The organism is Pseudomonas cichorii (assembly GCF_003700275.1).
Lineage (GTDB): Bacteria > Pseudomonadota > Gammaproteobacteria > Pseudomonadales > Pseudomonadaceae > Aquipseudomonas > Aquipseudomonas cichorii_B.
The window spans coordinates 35,858-52,226 of sequence record NZ_RBRE01000091.1; the positions used below are offsets into that span (position 1 = coordinate 35,858).

The window sequence follows — 16,369 nt, forward strand, 5'->3', positions numbered from 1 at the left end:
GCGACCCTTACGCAGCAAAACCAGTGCCAGTTACCTTTAAAGACATAAGCCACTGATTTTAAAAGGCCAATCTCAAGTTATCCGGTCCAGAACCTGTTCGGGGCGGAAGTCGGCTGCCGGTCATGGCAAGTCATTGCCGGTCTGGGTCCAGTGCTGGCCAAGCTCGATATCCTTGCTCAGGTCGAGCTGTTCCAGTGGCAATGGCTTGGCAAAGTGATAACCCTGAGCCTGCCCTGCTCCCATCCCGCGCAGCAATTCCAGAGTGGCATGGTCTTCCACCCCTTCGGCTACGACGGTCAGATCGAGCGATTCGGCCATCCGTACGATGGCGCGCACAATCGCCCGGCTTCTGGAACTGGTGGTCAGTTCCAGAACAAAGGATTTGTCGATTTTCAGGCCGCTGAAGTGGTACTGATGCACGTAGCTGAGCGAGGAAAACCCCGCGCCGAAATCGTCCAGCACCACCGACATGCCTTTGTCGGCCAGTTGCTTCATGGACTGGCGCGCCTGCTCGGGGTCCGCCACCAGCGCGCCTTCCGTCAACTCAAGGCACAGGCGCGAAGGCGCAACGTCATGCTCATTCAGCAGGGCCAGGACTTCGGCAGCGAATTCCGGGCGGGTAATGCTGTAACTGGAGCAGTTCACATGCACCGGCGGCCAGTGGGCATTGGCCGGATCGGCCAGGATCGCAACGACGCGCTGCAACATGTACAGATCCAGACGCCCGATCAGGCGCAGGCCTTCCAGAGCCGGCAGAAAGCTGCCGGGCGCGATCACGCTGCCGTCGGGCTGGCGCCAGCGAATCAGGGCTTCCAGCGCAAACAGCCGACCAGTGCTGACGCAGACAATCGGCTGGAAATACGGGACCAATTCATTGGTACGCTTGAGCGCCTTGCGCAATGCACCTTCGCGCTCGACCTGATCCGAAACCTCGCGACGCAATTCCTGGTTGAACACCACGAAGCTGTCACGCCCACCATTCTTGGCGCGATACATCGCCGTGTCGGCATCGCGCAACAATTCGGCGGGTTCCTGGTGAAACTGCCGGTCAGCCCCTACCACGCCAATACTGCAGGACGAAAACACCGCATGCCCGCCGATAAAGAACGGCAGGTCGAACGCCTCCAGAATGCGTTCGGCAATCCCGACCCCGACCGCCAGCGGCGCGCCGATCCCGAGCACCGCAAATTCATCCCCGCCCAGACGCGCCAGCAGATCGCAATCGCGAATACAGCTACGCAAGCGTGCAGCCGCCTGGACCAGCAGGATATCGCCGAAGTGATGCCCCAGGCTGTCGTTGACCACCTTGAAGCGGTCCAGATCGATGAACATGACCACCAGTTGCTGGTCATGGGCACAAAAATCCTGCCAGGCATCTTTCAGGCGCTGCTGCAGATGGCTGCGATTGGGCAGACTGGTCAGCGAGTCATGGGAATTTTCATGCTGGAGCCGGGCATTGGCCAGATCCAGTTCACGGGTACGATCCTGGACCCGCGCCTCAAGCCGCAGATTGACCGTATGTATCGCTTCGGCTGCGCTGCGCCTGGACAGAGCCGTGTCGATATGCCGCGATACGAAGGTCAGCAACTCCTGGTCGCGCAGGGTGTAACTGACGCTTTGCGAGTAACTCTGCACCGCCAGCACGCCACGCACATCATCACCCTCGAACAGCGGGATGCCCAGCCAGGATGACGAGCGATTGGCGTCATTCTGGGTCTCGATCTCACCTGACCTTTCCAGCTTGCCAGCATCTTCCTGATCGATCAGGCAAGGACGGCGCTGGCGAATGACGTACTCGGTAAAGCCACGCTGACCACGCCGCGCCCGGGGAGTCGTCGCCAGTCGCTCATCACTGTAATAGGGAAATGTCACCTCGCCCGTGGCACTGTCGTACAGGGCGATATAGAAATTGTACGCCACCAGCAACTCGCCGACGATCATGTGCAGGCTATGGAACAACTCCGCCATGTCGCCCGGCTGGCTGGACAACTCGGTAATCTGGAACAGCGCACTCTGCAAGTGCTCCGCCCGCTCACGGTCAGCCACTTCCTGCCTGAGCGCATCGTTGGCCGCCGAAAGCTGCTGGGTGCGCAGTAACACCGTATGCTCAAGGTCAGCACGGTGCAGAATCCGGTCCAGCGCCATTGCCACATGCCGGGCAACCACCAGAAACAGTGCACGGTCCTCGACACTGTAAATCCGCGAGACGTCATACACCTGCATGGCCAGCATGCCGAACACTTCGTCAGAGGCTTTCTTGAGTGGCGCGCCCATCCAGAACTCGGGCAGCCGCCCCACACAGTAGAAGCGGCCCTGAGCCTGGGCCTGACGAATGTCGAAGGCATCGACAAACATCGGCTGGCCGGTGGTCAGGACATAGCCGGTCATGGACAGCCGTGAGCGGTCCAGATACTCGAAACTCTCCGGCTCTCTGGCTTCATGATCAGCCACGTCGATGTAATAGGGATAAGTGATCTTGTCCCTCTGGCCATCGAACAGGGCCAGATAGAAGTTCTCGGTATCGATCAGTGTCGCAAGCTGTTTATGGATACCTTTGAGAAAGGTGCTGCGATCACGTGTCGAGCTGGCCAGATAGCTGATTTCATACAGGACACGCTGGGTATTCTGCGCCCGGACCAGCGCCGCACTCTGCAATAGATACCCCAGGCGCATGGCCAGATCGGCCAGCTCCGGGTTGGCCTCTTCGGCCATGGGCGCCAGGAGCCAGCCCAGCGCAGCTTCGCCCATGCCCATGACCCAGCGCTGCAATTGCCGCTTGCGGCAGAAATCGTCGAAGCCGTCACTGGGTATCTGGGCGGGCCAGTCGGCCTGGGCACACCCGTTCCCCAACAGGCGCTTTTGCGTCCCGGCACCATAGGCCGCCCAGACCACACTGGGCATGCGCTTTCGCGCCTCGTCCAGCAGGGATTGAATGGATTCTTCATTTGTCAGTGCCGGTTCTGCTGCACAAAAGTCATCAGTGGACTGGTACAAGTCTGGGGACAAAGGGGGAACCTGCATGAAAAACACCAAATCCTGTAACTGACTGTGACTATCTTCGGCGGCAGCGCCCAATGCTGGCAAGCAGGATATGTGATTGAAGCCAAGAAAACCCGCTTTACACAATGCGCAGCGGACTCATCGCCCGATCAGAAAAACCGAGGCGAGTGGCACTATTCGATCCTTGGCCGGGTCAAAAACGCTCACGCTGCCACGCTGCAAGCCCTGATCAACAGCTATGCTGGCTTTCGATTTCTAACCCATCTGCAAAAGGTGATCGCAATGGCCAAGACCTACAGTTACGCCGCAAAAGAACCTACCGACACTCTCAAGCCCTATCATTTTGAACGCCGCGCTCCCGGCGCCGACGATGTGCAGATCGACATTCTGTACTGCGGCGTCTGCCACTCGGACCTGCATACCGTCCGCAACGAATGGCACAACACTCTCTACCCTTCGGTACCCGGCCATGAAATCGTCGGGCGCGTCACTGCCGTGGGCGCTGACGTCAAAAACTTCAAGGTCGGCGATCTGGCAGGTGTCGGCTGCATGGTCGACAGCTGCCAGCAGTGCGCATCCTGCGCCGAAGGCGACGAGCAGTACTGCGAGAGCGGCTTTACCGGCACCTATAACGGGCCGGTGTTCGGCGGTGAAAATACCTTTGGTGGCTACTCCGACAATATCGTGGTCAAGGAGAAGTTCGTCCTGCGCATCTCCCACAGCGACAATCTGGCCGCGGTCGCACCGCTGCTGTGCGCCGGCATCACTACCTATTCACCCTTGCGCCACTGGAAAGTCGGGCCTGGCAAGCGCGTTGGCGTGGTCGGCCTTGGCGGGCTGGGCCATATGGCGGTGAAGATCGCCCATGCCATGGGCGCGCATGTGGTGCTGTTCACCACATCGCCCAACAAGCGCGAAGACGGCCTGCGCCTGGGTGCCGATGAAGTCGTGGTTTCCAGGGATCCGGCAGAGATGGCAGCCCAGACCAATAGCCTGGACTTCATCCTCAATACCGTGGCCGCGCCCCATGATCTTGACGCTTTCCTGGCATTGCTCAAACGCGACGGCACCATGACGCTGGTCGGCGCGCCAGCCGAGCCTCATCCGTCACCTGCGGTATTCGGGTTGATCTTCAAACGCCGCAGCCTGGCTGGCTCGTTGATCGGTGGCATCCAGGAAACCCAGGAAATGCTGGATTTCTGCGCGGAACACGGCATCGTTTCCGATATTGAGGTCATCGCCATGCAGGACATCAATCACGCCTATGAGCGCATGCTAAAGGGCGATGTGAAATATCGCTTCGTGATCGACATGGCCACTTTGAAACAGGAAGCTTCGGCAGCCTGACACTCGATAACCGGACTGTCCGCTCAGCGAGGGCAGTCCATTCATCCATGACAGCTTTATGAAACATAGCTTCGTTTTGGAGCACGCTAATAGCCAATGCTGTTATTGACATATCTTGCTGCAATTAACCTTGAACACCGTTAAACCATTCGTCATAAAGCCCTTCTCCCGAACTCCTACGCTGTTGACATGCCCTTTTATGGGGCGCGCAATAGGTATTGGCTGAAACAATGGAGAAATACACATGGCTAAGATCAATGTTTTAGCGGGTGACTTTCTTCAAGGTAATGGGGAATATCGTTCTGGCACCATTACTCTTGTAACCCCACTTCATCCATGGCCCGGGATCTGTTTCAAACAGGATGAAATAAAGTCTGTGGAAATTGCCAGTCAAGCATCGAGCAGGAAAATGGATGGTGCTCTGGCAGGCGCTCTGGTGCTGGGCCCCGTAGGCGCTGCCGCTGGTGCGCTGCTGGCCAGCGAAGAGAAGGAAATAACCTTTGTGGCAACCCTCAAAGATGGCAGAACCCTGCTGGCTGCCACCGATGAAAAAACCTACCGGAAAATGGCGCAACATATCCCCGCAGCAGATTTTATGTGAAAGCGCTCAAAATACCTGACAAGAGCCCGGCACTGCGTCGGGCTCTTTCATTACGGCACGACTACTCTTTCCTGTAACCGTCCGGCATGGATGTGATTGATTGAAAGTTAAGTTTTTATTACATGTTCCTGCATTCGCGTATTGCTCATCGATTGCCTCAAGTTCGTGGCGCCGATGCAGATAGATATCTAAAGGACTGGACGTTAACAGGTGAAAAGATGAAACAACGAGCCACAGTCATCTGCAAGCGTGACGACCAGGTCCTCTACGTTCGCAAGCCAAAATCGAAATGGTCACTGCCCGGCGGCAGGATTGAAGCGGGCGAAACGCCCGCCCAGGCAGCCGTGCGCGAACTGAGCGAAGAAACCGGCCTGGAAAACCTGGAGCTGCTGTATGTGGATGAATACGAGAATGAAAGAGTCCTGCATCACGTATTCCTGGCCATGATCCCGGCCTCCAGCGAACCGTCACCGCAGAACGAGATTTCCGCCTGCAAATGGCTAGAGGCCAGAAATATCAGCGACCTCAAGACCAGCACGGCGACCAGATTCATCGTCAAGTCATTCGCCCAGAGATAAGGCCTTCCTTTCGAGAATCCGAAACGAAAAAAGGGCAACCCTTTCGGATTGCCCTTTCACACCGCCCAGCAGAGCGGATTTTGTTTGGTAGGCGCGATTGGACTCGAACCAACGACCCCCACCATGTCAAGGTGGTGCTCTAACCAACTGAGCTACGTGCCTGCTGTGGGAGCGCATTCTACGGATATCGACAGGCGTGTCAATGGCTTTTCGCAGTAACTCTCTGAATATCCGGATTTTTTCTGCGTGCATTTCCTGAGCGCACAGCAAAAAGGGCGACCTTTTCGGATCGCCCTTTCACACCGCCCAGCAGAGCGGATTTTATCTGGTAGGCGCGATTGGACTCGAACCAACGACCCCCACCATGTCAAGGTGGTGCTCTAACCAACTGAGCTACGTGCCTGCTGTGGGGCGCATTCTACGGATATCGACAGGCGTGTCAATCTGTTTTTTCAGCTAAGCCTATGAATTCGCGAAGCTTTTAAGCTCTGCGCAGCGATATATGTTTTTCTGGATGACTGGTAGAGGATTTTTATCTCGGGTAGGATCACTGCACTCGTCAAGAATTTTAAACGGAGTCTCAGGATGGCGAACACGCACTATCCGCAGTCCTACTACGCCGCCTCGTCCAACCCGGTGCCCGAACGCCCTGCTCTGCACGGCGAGGTCGAAACGGATGTGTGCATCATCGGCGCGGGCTACACCGGGCTGTCCAGCGCCCTTTTCCTGCTTGAGTATGGCTTCAAAGTCACCGTACTCGAAGCCGCGAAGGTTGGCTTCGGTGCGTCGGGACGAAACGGCGGGCAGATCGTCAACAGCTACAGCCGCGACATCGATGTCATCGAGCGCAGCGTTGGCCCAAGACAGGCGCAATTGCTGGGGCAAATGGCGTTCGAGGGCGCGGCGATCATTCGTGATCGAGTCTCCCGCTACGGCATTCAATGCGACCTGAAGGACGGCGGCGTATTCGCTGCACTCACCAACAAGCAGATGGCACACCTGGAAGCGCAGAAGCGTTTGTGGGAGCGCTACGGGCATACCCATCTGGAACTGATGGACAAGCGTCGCATCGGTGAAGTGGTGGCCTGCGAGCAATATATCGGTGGCATGCTGGACATGACCGGCGGCCACATCCATCCGCTGAACCTGGCCCTTGGCGAGGCCGCTGCCGTGGAATCCCTCGGCGGCGTGATCCACGAACAGTCGGCGGCCATTCGTATCGAGCGTGGCGCCAGTCCGGTGGTGCATACCGCACAAGGAAAGGTACGCGCCAAATTCATCATCGTGGCCGGCAACGCCTATCTGGGCAATCTGGTGCCGGAGCTGGCGGCCAAGTCGATGCCTTGCGGCACTCAGGTCATCACCACGGAACCACTGAGCGAGGAACTGGCAAACACCCTGCTCCCTCAGGATTACTGTGTCGAAGACTGCAATTACCTGCTGGACTACTATCGCCTCAGCGCCGACAAACGCCTGATCTTTGGTGGCGGCGTGGTGTATGGCGCGCGGGACCCGGCCAATATCGAAGCCATCATCCGCCCCAAGATGCTCAAGGCCTTCCCGCAGCTCAAGGATGTGAAAATCGATTACGCCTGGACCGGCAATTTCCTGCTGACCCTGTCACGCCTGCCACAGGTCGGACGCCTGGGCGACAACATCTATTACTCGCAGGGTTGCAGCGGCCATGGCGTGACCTATACCCATCTGGCGGGCAAGGTGCTGGCCGAAGCGTTGCGTGGCCAGGCAGAACGTTTCGATGCCTTCGCCGACCTGCCGCACTACCCATTCCCCGGCGGTCAGCTGTTACGCACTCCGCTCACGGCCTTGGGCGCCTGGTATTACAGCCTGCGCGACAAGCTGGGTTTCTGAGCTTGAAGGCGGTGTGAAAACCGGTCCATGCGACATGGTTTTCACACTGCCCGCAGAGAAGTGCTGTTTTTATTTAACACCCGTTTTCATTTGGCGCCCTGGCGTGCCAGCGCCTTGACCGCTTCACCTGCCGCCTGCTCCTGCCCGGCCCGGGACAACTCATCGGCAGCCTTCAACCAGCGCTGCCGGTCGACATTGGCAGGCAGTTGCCGCGCCCCCTGAATCAGCACCGCCCAACTGCCCGCCTCCTTCCAGGCCGAGTCGAAGCCGGAAAAGCTCATCAGTTGCCGACGATTCATGCCCGCCTGCAGCAGAACCGTCTGCTTGATGCGGTTATAGCCCACCAGCACGACGTAGCGCGGGCCTTTCCACCAGGCCGATCCTTCAGAGATCCGCAACATCACCGGATACCCCGCAGACACCTGCTCCAGCAGCGCATGCAGGTCGCCATCGAGGGGATACACCACAAAGCCGTACTCGCGCGCCACATTCTGCATGTTGCGCTCCAGTCGATCTTCGCCTCCCGGTAATTGCAGCGGTTTGTCGAGCAAGCCAGGGGTAATCAGCACCTGGTGACTGGACAGCATGCCCGCCAGCGCTCCCGGTGCGCTTTGATAGGCGTTACCACGAAAGAAAGGCACGGAGTTGAGTTCCACCCGATCCGGCAAGCGCTGGATTTCAGGCGTGACCATCGAGGCACAGGCCGCCAGGGTCAGCACAAGGGCAACCACCCAGGCGGATCTGGCGGTTTTGGACAGGAAAGATACCGGCAGCATGTTCACTCACTTCAGCAGGCGTCAGGCAGTACACGACCTGACTCGGACCCCGATCATAGAGCTGCGCAAGGCATGGGTATAGCCTTGTGACGCAGTCAAGCTCACTGGATAGATCAATTCGGTCATAGCAGTCAATTAACCGAAACATGTGCGGTACTAGACTGTCAGTTATTCAGACAGCAGAAAAATGCAGCAAATGCGGAGGCGCTTATGAGCCTGGAAATGACAATCGTGATGCTGATCGTGGCATGGCTGATGGTTGCAGGTGCCATGCTTTGGGGGGTACTACGGATTTCTCGCCGCCATCAACCGCGCACAGTGCGACCGACACCAAGGGTCAGCCTGGACAAGAGACAGCCTGTAGCAGCTCATTGATACACCCCATGAAATGCAAAATGGTCGGCCCCATTACAGGGCCGACCATTTTTTTACAGCCGTCGATCCGAAGGATCAGACGTTGGCGGCTTGTTGAGCGGCAGCCTTTTTCCGCTTGGCCTTGCGAGCCAGGATGTTGAGGATCTCAACCGCAGCCGAGAACGTCATGGCGGCGTATATGTAGCCTTTAGGCACATGGGCACCGAAACCTTCAGCGATCAGCGTCATACCGATCATGATCAGGAAGCCCAGGGCCAGCATGACCACCGTCGGGTTGTCATTGATGAACTTGGCCAACGGGTTGGCAGCCACCATCATCACGATCACGGCAGACACCACAGCGATAATCATGATCGGCAAGTGTTCGGTCATGCCCACAGCCGTGATGATACTGTCGATGGAGAATACCAGGTCGAGCAGCAGGATCTGGAAGATTGCCGCGCCCATGCTCAGGGTCACAGCGGATCCGATCGTCTTTTCCTCTTCAGCCTTGCTGTCCATGCTGTGATGGATTTCCGTGGTCGCCTTCCAGACTAGGAACAAGCCACCCGCGATCAGGATCATGTCTTTCCAGGAGAACGCCTGGCCGAACACGTCGAGCACAGGTTCGGTCAACTGGACGATGAAGGCCACGGTACTGAGCAGGCCCAGACGCATGATCAAGGCAGCACTGATACCCAGACGACGGGCCTTGGCGCGCTGATGTTCCGGCAACTTGTTGGTCAGGATCGAGATGAAGATCAGGTTATCGATACCCAGCACGACCTCCATGACCACCAGGGTGGCCAAGGCAATCCAGGCTGCGGGACTTGAAGCGAGTTCTAAAAGGTATTCCATAGATCATGTCCTGCTTGGGCCAATGTTAAGCGTTAGATTTCTTTACCGGACTTCTCTTCAGAAGGCTCGGGCTGTTTCTTGGGTTCGAGTATCGAAAGATCCTTGCGGGTGTCTTCCAGCGCATCGGTTGCGGCCTTGTGGGTATCGTCAATAGCCTGCTTGGCCGAGTTGGCAGCCGTATCCAGCATCTGTTTGGTCGATGTTTCAACCTGGTCACAGCCAGCCATTACAACCAGCGAACATGTCAGCAATGCGGCGTAAATAGGTTTGATCATGATTCCCTCGATAAGCAAGGCCGGACATCAACGTTTGGTCCGGCGTCAGCGAAGCATTCTAGGGACATGGAAACATCAGGAAAATTCGATTTTTCAAGGTGTATACTTCGGTTTTACCGAATCGGCAATCTTTATGCTCAACTATCGTCAACTCCACTATTTCTGGGTCGTGGCCAGGACCGGCAGTATCGTGCGTGCCTGCGAGCAACTGAACCTCACTGCGCAAACCATCAGCGGCCAGATCAGCCTGTTCGAGCAGACCCTTGGTGTGGATCTGTTCCGCCGCGCAGGCCGGCAACTGGAGCTGACCGAAGCCGGCCGCCTGGCCCTTCCCTACGCCGAGCAGATGTTTCAACTGGGTAATGAACTGGAAACCATGCTCCGTTCACAGCCCGATGAGCAACAGATCCTGTTTCGCATTGGTGTCGCCGATGTCGTGCCCAAATCCATCGTCTACCGACTGATAGCACCGACCATGGAGCTTGATGAGTCGATCCGTATCACCTGCCGTGAAGACAAGCTCGAACGCCTGCTGGCCGACCTGGCGATCCAGAAACTGGACATGGTGATATCAGACAGCCCTATGCCACCACATTTGGACATCAAAGGCTACAACCAGAAACTGGGAGAATGCGGCGTCAGCTTTTTCGCGACCCGGGCCGTGGCGGAAAATCTGCATAGCGATTTCCCCAAATGCATGCATGGCGCGCCGTTATTGATTCCCGGACAGGACACGGTGGTGCGTGGCAGGTTGATGCGCTGGTTCGCCGAACAGAAGATCCAGCCGCGAATTATCGGCGAGTTCGATGACAGCGCCCTGATGAAGGCTTTCGGCAAGTCCGGTAGCGGCGTGTTTGTCGCGCCCAGCGTGATCGCCGATGAAGTGCAGAGCCAATACGACGTGGTGGTCATTGGCCAGACCGAAGCGGTCAGCGAGTCGTTCTATGCGATTACCGTCGAAAGAAAGGTCAGGCACCCCGGTATTGTCGCCATTACCGAGAGTGCCCGAAACAAGCTGTTTACCGATTAAACGGCGGGCAGCTTAAAACTTGCCCATGTAATCGCGCTTGCCGATTTCCACGCCGTTGTGGCGCAGCAGGTCATAGGCCGTGGTGACATGGAAGAAGAACTGCGGCAAGGCATAGCTGAGCAGATAAGCCTGACCGTTGAGACGTTTTTCCTTCTCGGTGCCCGGGCGCAAGACGACTTCAATGCCTTCCTTGCCATCCACCTGCTCCGGCTTGATGCTGCCGATGAACTCCAGAGCCTTGCCGATCAGCGCTTGCAGCTCGGCAAAGGTGGTTTCGGCGTCTTCATACTTGGGGATATCGACACCAGCCAGACGCGCCGAAGCGCCCTTGGCGAAATCCACGGCAATCTGGATCTGCCGGGTGAAAGGCAACATGTCCGGAAACAGACGCGCCTGCAACAGGGCCTCAGGCTGGATTTTCTTCTCGGTAGCGTGGGCCTCGGCCTTGACGAGGACGTCGTTGAGCGCATTGAGCATTTGCTGGAAGACCGGAACGGAAGCGGCGTACAGGGAAATAGACATGACAAATCCTGAGAGTGAAAGTCGGAATTATAGACACGCTCTTCGGCGCACTGGAAATAATCCGGCTTAGCCAATAGGCTGACAAACCGCCATCGCCCAGGGAAAGCGTAATGTCCACAGAAGCCTCTTCAACCGAATCGACCGATGACGCCACCCAGGCGCTGAAACTCAGCAGCACCGAAGTGCGCATTCTCGGCTGCCTGATCGAGAAACAGGCCACCAGCCCGGAAACCTACCCGCTGACCCTCAATGCCCTGGTCATCGCCTGCAACCAGAAAACCAGCCGCGATCCGGTGATGAACCTGACTCAGGGCCAGGTTGGCCAAAGCCTGCGCGCCCTTGAGAGCCAGGGCCTGACGCGCCTGGTCATGGGCAGTCGCGCCGACCGCTGGGAACACAAGGTCGAAAAGCACTTGGAGCTGGTACCCGCCCAGGTAATTCTGACCGGCCTGCTCCTGCTGCGCGGCCCACAGACCGGCAACGAACTGCTGACCCGCAGCAACCGCATGCACGATTTCGAGGACAGCGAGCAGGTCGTCCACCAACTCGACCGCCTCATCGCCCGCGGTCTGGCCACCCTGCTCCCACGACAATCCGGCCAGCGCGAAGATCGCTATATGCATGCACTGGGAGATCCGGCGGATCTGCAGGAACTGCTTGCCGCCCGCCAGAATCCGCCGGAACGCGCAGCGCCGTCGAGCGAGCGTCTGGATGAACTGGAGGCCAGGATTGCGGCGCTTGAAGAGCGATTGGCGCGCCTGGAATAGCGAAAAGTGAGTTGCGTAAGCACACCGCGAAAGAAAAGTATGTGTGTTCTGAAAAAAAACTGGAAAGTGTGTATGGCGCCCCGGCTTTCTACCGAACGGTATTGGATTAAATCCCGGACTCGAGCGTAGAATCGGCAACCGTATCGACGATTAACAGGCAAGCTGAAACATCGCCGGACGCCTTACACAAAATTTACCTAACGGCTTCGCAAATTTCTCCAATTACGATGTCTTAGAATTATCCCGTGGCAGTGCTTGAGAAGTAATGCAGGCCCGCGACAACGGGTTGAGAGCCGAGGAACCGTCATGATTCGTCATATCCCCAAGATTGCCTTGTTTATAGGTGCCCTGGCACTGGCAGGCCAGGCCAACGCTGATCATCGTGGCTGGGGTGGCCCGGCCGTACTGGGTGCAATCGTCGGTGCTGCCGTGGTTGGAGCCGCTGTTTCGTCCAGCCGTGACAGAACGGTGTATGTAGAACGCCAGCCGGTCTATGTACAACAGCAGCCGGTGTATTACGCACCGCCACCTCCTCCGCCCGTGGTCTATTACCAGCCGGCGCCGGTGTACGAAGTCGTGGAGCGTTATCCCGCACCACCGCCAGGCTACTACCGTCGCTATGGCCCGCCACCGGCCTACTACGGCCCACCACGTGGTCACTGGTAACTGACAAAAAACCCCGCGAAAGCGGGGTTTTTCATTGCTCTGTCACGATCAGGGGGCTCCCCGTCAAGGGCACAACCCTGTCGATCATCAATGACGACTATCGAGGACGATGATTTTTGCCAGACCCGATGGCTGGGTAAAGTAGCGCCATCGATTGATGGAGACAGCCATGAACAAGGTTCAGATCATGTCAGTAGTTGGCAGCGCCGTCCCGGCCAGCCTCAGAGAGCGCGGCCTGTTGGCCTGCTGGTACCTGATGCATAACGGCGAGCCGGTCAGCGGCCCCTTTGTGTCACTGCCGGCAGCACAGGCCCGCTCCGAAAAACTGGAAAGCCACATGCTCAACGGTTGATACCACTACGTATTCAGACTTCGTGCGTTGCTCCGCACATCCCCTTGCCCACATCCTTTGATGTGGGCTTTTTTATGGGCCTGAAACGCGCTCAGACGCGCTCGGCCATCGCCGCATTGACCTGGCAGCGGTGGGTCAGTTTCTGCAGGCGCTTTTCCAGGGCAATGAACACGACGCGATCGGTACGGCCGCTGTCCAGTTCGTCGATCAGGTCGTTGGCAACCTGGCGCAGTTCATAGGCAAGCACCACGCGGTCATCGTTCAGGTCCTGTTTATGGGACTCGAACAGACGGTGCAGGTAGTCCTGCAAGGTGTACTTCAAGCGATGCCGGTCGCTGGCCCGCAAGTGAGTGAGGTTGAGACTGGTTCTGGCCTGCAGTTCGGTCAGCTCGCCGCACAGGTATTGAATACGCCGGGCATAGCCGGTTTCACGCTCGCGCACTTGCTTGTGTGCCACGACCGCTTCCTGCTTGCGCTGGATGGCCGGAATCCCCACCGCAACCATCATGCCGACGATCAGCCCGGTCGCCTGGACCCAGCCGGCCCAGTCGGCGGGACGCGAGAAAAAGCCCGTGACCAGCAGCACTACCGCCACCAGAGAGGCAGCGATCACCAGTACAACGTAATCCTTGCTGATAAACCCAGTGGGCATTGCACAACTCCTTACATCGATGACCATTGATGGCGTGGATGCTAATCGGTGCGAGCCTCTGACACCACGAATATTCAAGGCACAACCTCAATTGCACGCCTTTCCTACTTAACAGCAACTTAATAAAACCACGATTCCTCGATTAATTGACGAAACACCCTGCCCGCCCCATCGACTTTGAGCAAAGCCCACTCCTAAAATGCAGCGTTTTTCCTATATCCACGTGCAAAACCGCACATTTATCGAGTGAGCCTTGCTCTTGAAAATTCGTCTGCCACTTCTGGGTCTTTTATTTGCACTTACAGGCCCTGTAGTTTCCACCCATGCCATGGCAAACGAAGCCGCGGCCCTGAACCGGGACCCGTCACAACTTCATCTGGCTTCCGGCAGTACCCTGGTCGTAGACCTGCAAACCGACAAGGTCCTTTATTCACACAATCCGGACGTAATCGTGCCGATCGCTTCGGTCACCAAGCTCATGACGGCGATGGTGGTGCTGGATGCAAAGCAGCCTATGGATGAAATGATTCCGGTCAACATTTCGCAGACGCCGGAAATGAAAGGCGTGTTCTCCCGCGTCAAGCTCGGCAGTCAACTGAACCGCAAGGACATGCTGCTGATCACCCTGATGTCATCGGAAAACCGTGCCGCCGCGAGCCTGGCCCACAGTTATCCGGGAGGCTACCCGGCCTTTATCCTGGCCATGAACGCCAAGGCCAAGGCGCTGGGCATGAAGCATACGGCGTATGTCGAGCCTACCGGCCTGTCGGTCTATAACGTTTCCACGGCACGCGACCTCACCAAACTGGTGATGGCTGCCCGCAAATACCCGATGCTCAGCGAATTGAGCACCACCCCGGAAAAGACCGTGACCTTCCGCAAGCCCACCTACAGCCTGGGTTTCAGCAACACCGACCATCTGGTTCGCAAGGACAACTGGGATATCAAGCTGACCAAGACCGGCTTCACCAATCAGGCAGGTCATTGCCTGGTGCTGTTGACCAGCATGGCTAATCGTCAGGTGTCAGTGGTGATTCTCGATGCCTTCGGCAAATACACCCACTTCGCCGATGCCAGCCGACTGCGCCGCTGGATGGAAACCGGCCAGAGCGGCCCGGCGCCGGAAGTCGCCATGCAGTACAAGAAAGAGAAGAATCTGATGATGAAGCAGAATGGTATTCAGCAGGCCAGGGAATAAACGACCTTTTCGCGAATGAATCCGCTTCCACTTCACTGTGTGGAAGCGGATTCATCCGCGAAGGCAGCCGTCAGTTGAACTGCGTCACCAGCTTGGTATTGAGATAAGCCTCAATGGCCTCGGTGCCGCCTTCGGAGCCGTAGCCTGAATCCTTGATTCCGCCAAACGGAATCTCCGGCAGGCCAATACCCTGATGGTTGATCGACAGCATGCCCGCTTCGATGCCATTGCTCAGTGCCTGCGCGGTCTTCATCGAGGTGGTGAAGGCATAGGACGCCAGACCGAACGGCACTCGATTGGACTCGGCAATCACTTCTTCCAGCGTGTCGAACGCGACCAGCAACGCCACCGGGCCGAAAGGCTCTTCGTTCATGATGCGCATCTCGCGGGTCAGGCCGCTCAATACGGTTGGCTCGAAGAAGTAGCCTGGCCCCTCGATCTTCTTGCCACCGGTTTCAACCTTGGCACCGGCAGCGACCGCATCTTCGACCAGCTCCAGCAGCGCTGGAATACGCCGTTCATTGGCCACCGGCCCCATTACCGTACCGGTTTCCAGACCATTGCCGACCTTGACCTCGCGGGTCTGACCGACGAACTTTTCAGTGAACGCTGCCAGCACCTTGCGTTGCACCAGGATCCGCGTCGGTGAAACACAGACCTGACCGGCATTGCGGAACTTGGCAGTCGCCAGCACCCGCGCTGCCAGATCCAGATCGGCATCGTCAAATACCAGTGCCGGCGCATGACCGCCCAGCTCCATGGTTGCGCGCTTCATATGCTGGCCAGCCAACGCCGCCAGTTGCTTGCCCACCGGCGTGGAGCCGGTAAAGGTCACCTTGCGGATCACCGGATGCGGGATCAGGTAATTGGAAATCTCGGCCGGAATGCCATACACCAGACCGATCACACCCGCCGGAACGCCTGCATCGGCAAAGGCACGAATCAGTTCGGCAGGCGATGCCGGGGTTTCTTCCGGTGCCTTGATGATGATCGAACAACCGGCAGCCAGCGCCGACGACAGCTTGCGCACCACCTGGTTGATCGGGAAGTTCCAGGGTGTGAACGCGGCAACCGGACCGACCGGCTCCTTGATCACCTTCTGCTCGATGGCAGGATTGCGCGATGGCACCAGGCGGCCATAGCTGCGACGCCCTTCCTCGGCCAGCCAGTCGATGATATCGGCGGCGGACAGGGTTTCCATGCGTGCTTCGGCCAGCGGCTTGCCCTGTTCCTGGGTCATGATGCGAGCGATGTTGTCAGCACGCTCGCGCAGCAGTTGCGCAGCCTTTTGCATGATTTTGTAGCGGTCATAAGCAGAAGTGGCGCGCCATGTTGCAAAGCCTCGCTCAGCCGCTGCCAGGGCGTCATCCAGATCGGGAATGCTGGCATGCGCCACCGTTCCCAGGGATTGGCCGGTGGCTGGATCGATGACAGGCAATGTGCGGCCATCGCGGCTTGCACGCCATTGGCCATCGATATAGAGCTGGACGTCGGGATACATGACAATTCTCCTGAGGCAGTTGA

16 protein-coding genes and 2 tRNA genes are annotated in these 16,369 nt (G+C 57.7%); 9 read left to right on the forward strand and 9 right to left on the reverse strand.

What is annotated here, in order from left to right:
* Positions 1-120: 120 nt before the first annotated feature.
* Positions 121-3,021, reverse strand: a complete 2,901-nt coding sequence (locus ALQ04_RS24230; protein WP_122318281.1) for an EAL domain-containing protein — start codon at positions 3,019-3,021, stop codon at positions 121-123.
* 261 nt (positions 3,022-3,282) lie between these two features.
* Here ALQ04_RS24230 and ALQ04_RS24235 point away from each other — a divergent pair, with 261 nt between their 5' ends.
* The 3 genes from ALQ04_RS24235 (at position 3,283) to ALQ04_RS24245 (ending at position 5,526) form a co-directional block, all read left to right on the forward strand.
* Positions 3,283-4,347: an NAD(P)-dependent alcohol dehydrogenase gene (locus ALQ04_RS24235; protein ID WP_122318480.1), complete on the forward strand. Its 1,065-nt coding sequence runs from the start codon at positions 3,283-3,285 to the stop codon at positions 4,345-4,347.
* A 244-nt stretch (positions 4,348-4,591) separates the two neighbouring features.
* On the forward strand, positions 4,592-4,948 hold the full coding sequence (locus ALQ04_RS24240; RefSeq protein WP_122318283.1) for a hypothetical protein: 357 nt from the start codon (positions 4,592-4,594) through the stop codon (positions 4,946-4,948).
* A gap of 218 nt (positions 4,949-5,166) precedes the next feature.
* Entirely contained in the window at positions 5,167-5,526 is a 360-nt protein-coding gene (locus tag ALQ04_RS24245) for an NUDIX hydrolase (RefSeq protein WP_122318285.1), read from the forward strand.
* Positions 5,527-5,611: 85 nt separating this feature from the next.
* Here the strand turns inward: ALQ04_RS24245 and ALQ04_RS24250 are convergent.
* Together ALQ04_RS24250 and ALQ04_RS24255 are read right to left on the reverse strand one after the other, a co-directional pair.
* Positions 5,612-5,688, reverse strand: a tRNA-Val gene (locus ALQ04_RS24250).
* 164 nt (positions 5,689-5,852) lie between these two features.
* Positions 5,853-5,929, reverse strand: a tRNA-Val gene (locus ALQ04_RS24255).
* Positions 5,930-6,111: 182 nt separating this feature from the next.
* Between ALQ04_RS24255 and ALQ04_RS24260 the strand changes: the two genes are divergently transcribed.
* The gene (locus tag ALQ04_RS24260) at positions 6,112-7,395 is read left to right on the forward strand and encodes an FAD-binding oxidoreductase (protein WP_122318287.1); all 1,284 of its coding nucleotides are present in this window, start codon (positions 6,112-6,114) and stop codon (positions 7,393-7,395) included.
* 86 nt (positions 7,396-7,481) lie between these two features.
* Here the strand turns inward: ALQ04_RS24260 and ALQ04_RS24265 are convergent, their stop codons facing one another.
* From ALQ04_RS24265 to ALQ04_RS24275, 3 genes are all read right to left on the reverse strand, one after another.
* The gene (locus ALQ04_RS24265; RefSeq protein ID WP_122318289.1) at positions 7,482-8,171 is read right to left on the reverse strand and encodes a peptidase C39 family protein; all 690 of its coding nucleotides are present in this window, start codon (positions 8,169-8,171) and stop codon (positions 7,482-7,484) included.
* A gap of 450 nt (positions 8,172-8,621) precedes the next feature.
* A complete protein-coding gene (locus tag ALQ04_RS24270) occupies positions 8,622-9,383 on the reverse strand; it encodes a TerC family protein (RefSeq protein WP_122318290.1) in 762 nt (253 codons plus the stop codon).
* Positions 9,384-9,415: 32 nt separating this feature from the next.
* A complete protein-coding gene (locus ALQ04_RS24275) occupies positions 9,416-9,658 on the reverse strand; it encodes a hypothetical protein (RefSeq protein ID WP_122318292.1) in 243 nt (80 codons plus the stop codon).
* A gap of 133 nt (positions 9,659-9,791) precedes the next feature.
* Here ALQ04_RS24275 and nhaR point away from each other — a divergent pair, with 133 nt between their 5' ends.
* A complete protein-coding gene (gene nhaR / locus ALQ04_RS24280; RefSeq protein ID WP_122318481.1) occupies positions 9,792-10,688 on the forward strand; it encodes a transcriptional activator NhaR in 897 nt (298 codons plus the stop codon).
* Between the two features lie 12 nt (positions 10,689-10,700).
* On the opposite strand, the gene ALQ04_RS24285 is transcribed toward nhaR, so the two are convergent.
* Positions 10,701-11,210, reverse strand: a complete 510-nt coding sequence (locus ALQ04_RS24285; protein WP_122318294.1) for a DUF1993 family protein — start codon at positions 11,208-11,210, stop codon at positions 10,701-10,703.
* 110 nt (positions 11,211-11,320) lie between these two features.
* Here ALQ04_RS24285 and ALQ04_RS24290 point away from each other — a divergent pair, with 110 nt between their 5' ends.
* From ALQ04_RS24290 to ALQ04_RS24300, 3 genes are all read left to right on the forward strand, one after another.
* A complete protein-coding gene (locus ALQ04_RS24290; protein ID WP_122318296.1) occupies positions 11,321-11,977 on the forward strand; it encodes a YceH family protein in 657 nt (218 codons plus the stop codon).
* Positions 11,978-12,283: 306 nt separating this feature from the next.
* Positions 12,284-12,643: a hypothetical protein gene (locus tag ALQ04_RS24295; protein WP_122318297.1), complete on the forward strand. Its 360-nt coding sequence runs from the start codon at positions 12,284-12,286 to the stop codon at positions 12,641-12,643.
* Between the two features lie 169 nt (positions 12,644-12,812).
* A complete protein-coding gene (locus ALQ04_RS24300; protein WP_122318300.1) occupies positions 12,813-12,995 on the forward strand; it encodes a hypothetical protein in 183 nt (60 codons plus the stop codon).
* A gap of 91 nt (positions 12,996-13,086) precedes the next feature.
* Here the strand turns inward: ALQ04_RS24300 and ALQ04_RS24305 are convergent, their stop codons facing one another.
* The gene (locus ALQ04_RS24305; protein WP_122318302.1) at positions 13,087-13,647 is read right to left on the reverse strand and encodes a hypothetical protein; all 561 of its coding nucleotides are present in this window, start codon (positions 13,645-13,647) and stop codon (positions 13,087-13,089) included.
* Positions 13,648-13,900: 253 nt separating this feature from the next.
* Here ALQ04_RS24305 and pbpG point away from each other — a divergent pair, with 253 nt between their 5' ends.
* Complete coding sequence (gene pbpG / locus ALQ04_RS24310; RefSeq protein ID WP_122318304.1) at positions 13,901-14,845, forward strand: D-alanyl-D-alanine endopeptidase; 945 nt, start codon at positions 13,901-13,903, stop codon at positions 14,843-14,845.
* A 70-nt stretch (positions 14,846-14,915) separates the two neighbouring features.
* On the opposite strand, the gene ALQ04_RS24315 is transcribed toward pbpG, so the two are convergent.
* Positions 14,916-16,346, reverse strand: coding sequence for an NAD-dependent succinate-semialdehyde dehydrogenase (locus ALQ04_RS24315; protein ID WP_122318305.1), 1,431 nt, complete (start codon positions 16,344-16,346; stop codon positions 14,916-14,918).
* Positions 16,347-16,369: the final 23 nt, after the last annotated feature.

What these genes read in the sequence shown, in the direction of transcription:
- ALQ04_RS24230 (WP_122318281.1), bottom strand. Translation starts at nt 3,021, where the DNA reads ATGCAGGTTCCCCCTTTGTCCCCAGACTTGTACCAGTCCACTGATGAC.
- ALQ04_RS24235 (WP_122318480.1), top strand. Translation starts at nt 3,283, where the DNA reads ATGGCCAAGACCTACAGTTACGCCGCAAAAGAACCTACCGACACTCTC.
- ALQ04_RS24240 (WP_122318283.1), top strand. Translation starts at nt 4,592, where the DNA reads ATGGCTAAGATCAATGTTTTAGCGGGTGACTTTCTTCAAGGTAATGGG.
- ALQ04_RS24245 (WP_122318285.1), top strand. Translation starts at nt 5,167, where the DNA reads ATGAAACAACGAGCCACAGTCATCTGCAAGCGTGACGACCAGGTCCTC.
- ALQ04_RS24260 (WP_122318287.1), top strand. Translation starts at nt 6,112, where the DNA reads ATGGCGAACACGCACTATCCGCAGTCCTACTACGCCGCCTCGTCCAAC.
- ALQ04_RS24265 (WP_122318289.1), bottom strand. Translation starts at nt 8,171, where the DNA reads ATGCTGCCGGTATCTTTCCTGTCCAAAACCGCCAGATCCGCCTGGGTG.
- ALQ04_RS24270 (WP_122318290.1), bottom strand. Translation starts at nt 9,383, where the DNA reads ATGGAATACCTTTTAGAACTCGCTTCAAGTCCCGCAGCCTGGATTGCC.
- ALQ04_RS24275 (WP_122318292.1), bottom strand. Translation starts at nt 9,658, where the DNA reads ATGATCAAACCTATTTACGCCGCATTGCTGACATGTTCGCTGGTTGTA.
- nhaR (WP_122318481.1), top strand. Translation starts at nt 9,792, where the DNA reads ATGCTCAACTATCGTCAACTCCACTATTTCTGGGTCGTGGCCAGGACC.
- ALQ04_RS24285 (WP_122318294.1), bottom strand. Translation starts at nt 11,210, where the DNA reads ATGTCTATTTCCCTGTACGCCGCTTCCGTTCCGGTCTTCCAGCAAATG.
- ALQ04_RS24290 (WP_122318296.1), top strand. Translation starts at nt 11,321, where the DNA reads ATGTCCACAGAAGCCTCTTCAACCGAATCGACCGATGACGCCACCCAG.
- ALQ04_RS24295 (WP_122318297.1), top strand. Translation starts at nt 12,284, where the DNA reads ATGATTCGTCATATCCCCAAGATTGCCTTGTTTATAGGTGCCCTGGCA.
- ALQ04_RS24300 (WP_122318300.1), top strand. Translation starts at nt 12,813, where the DNA reads ATGAACAAGGTTCAGATCATGTCAGTAGTTGGCAGCGCCGTCCCGGCC.
- ALQ04_RS24305 (WP_122318302.1), bottom strand. Translation starts at nt 13,647, where the DNA reads ATGCCCACTGGGTTTATCAGCAAGGATTACGTTGTACTGGTGATCGCT.
- ALQ04_RS24315 (WP_122318305.1), bottom strand. Translation starts at nt 16,346, where the DNA reads ATGTATCCCGACGTCCAGCTCTATATCGATGGCCAATGGCGTGCAAGC.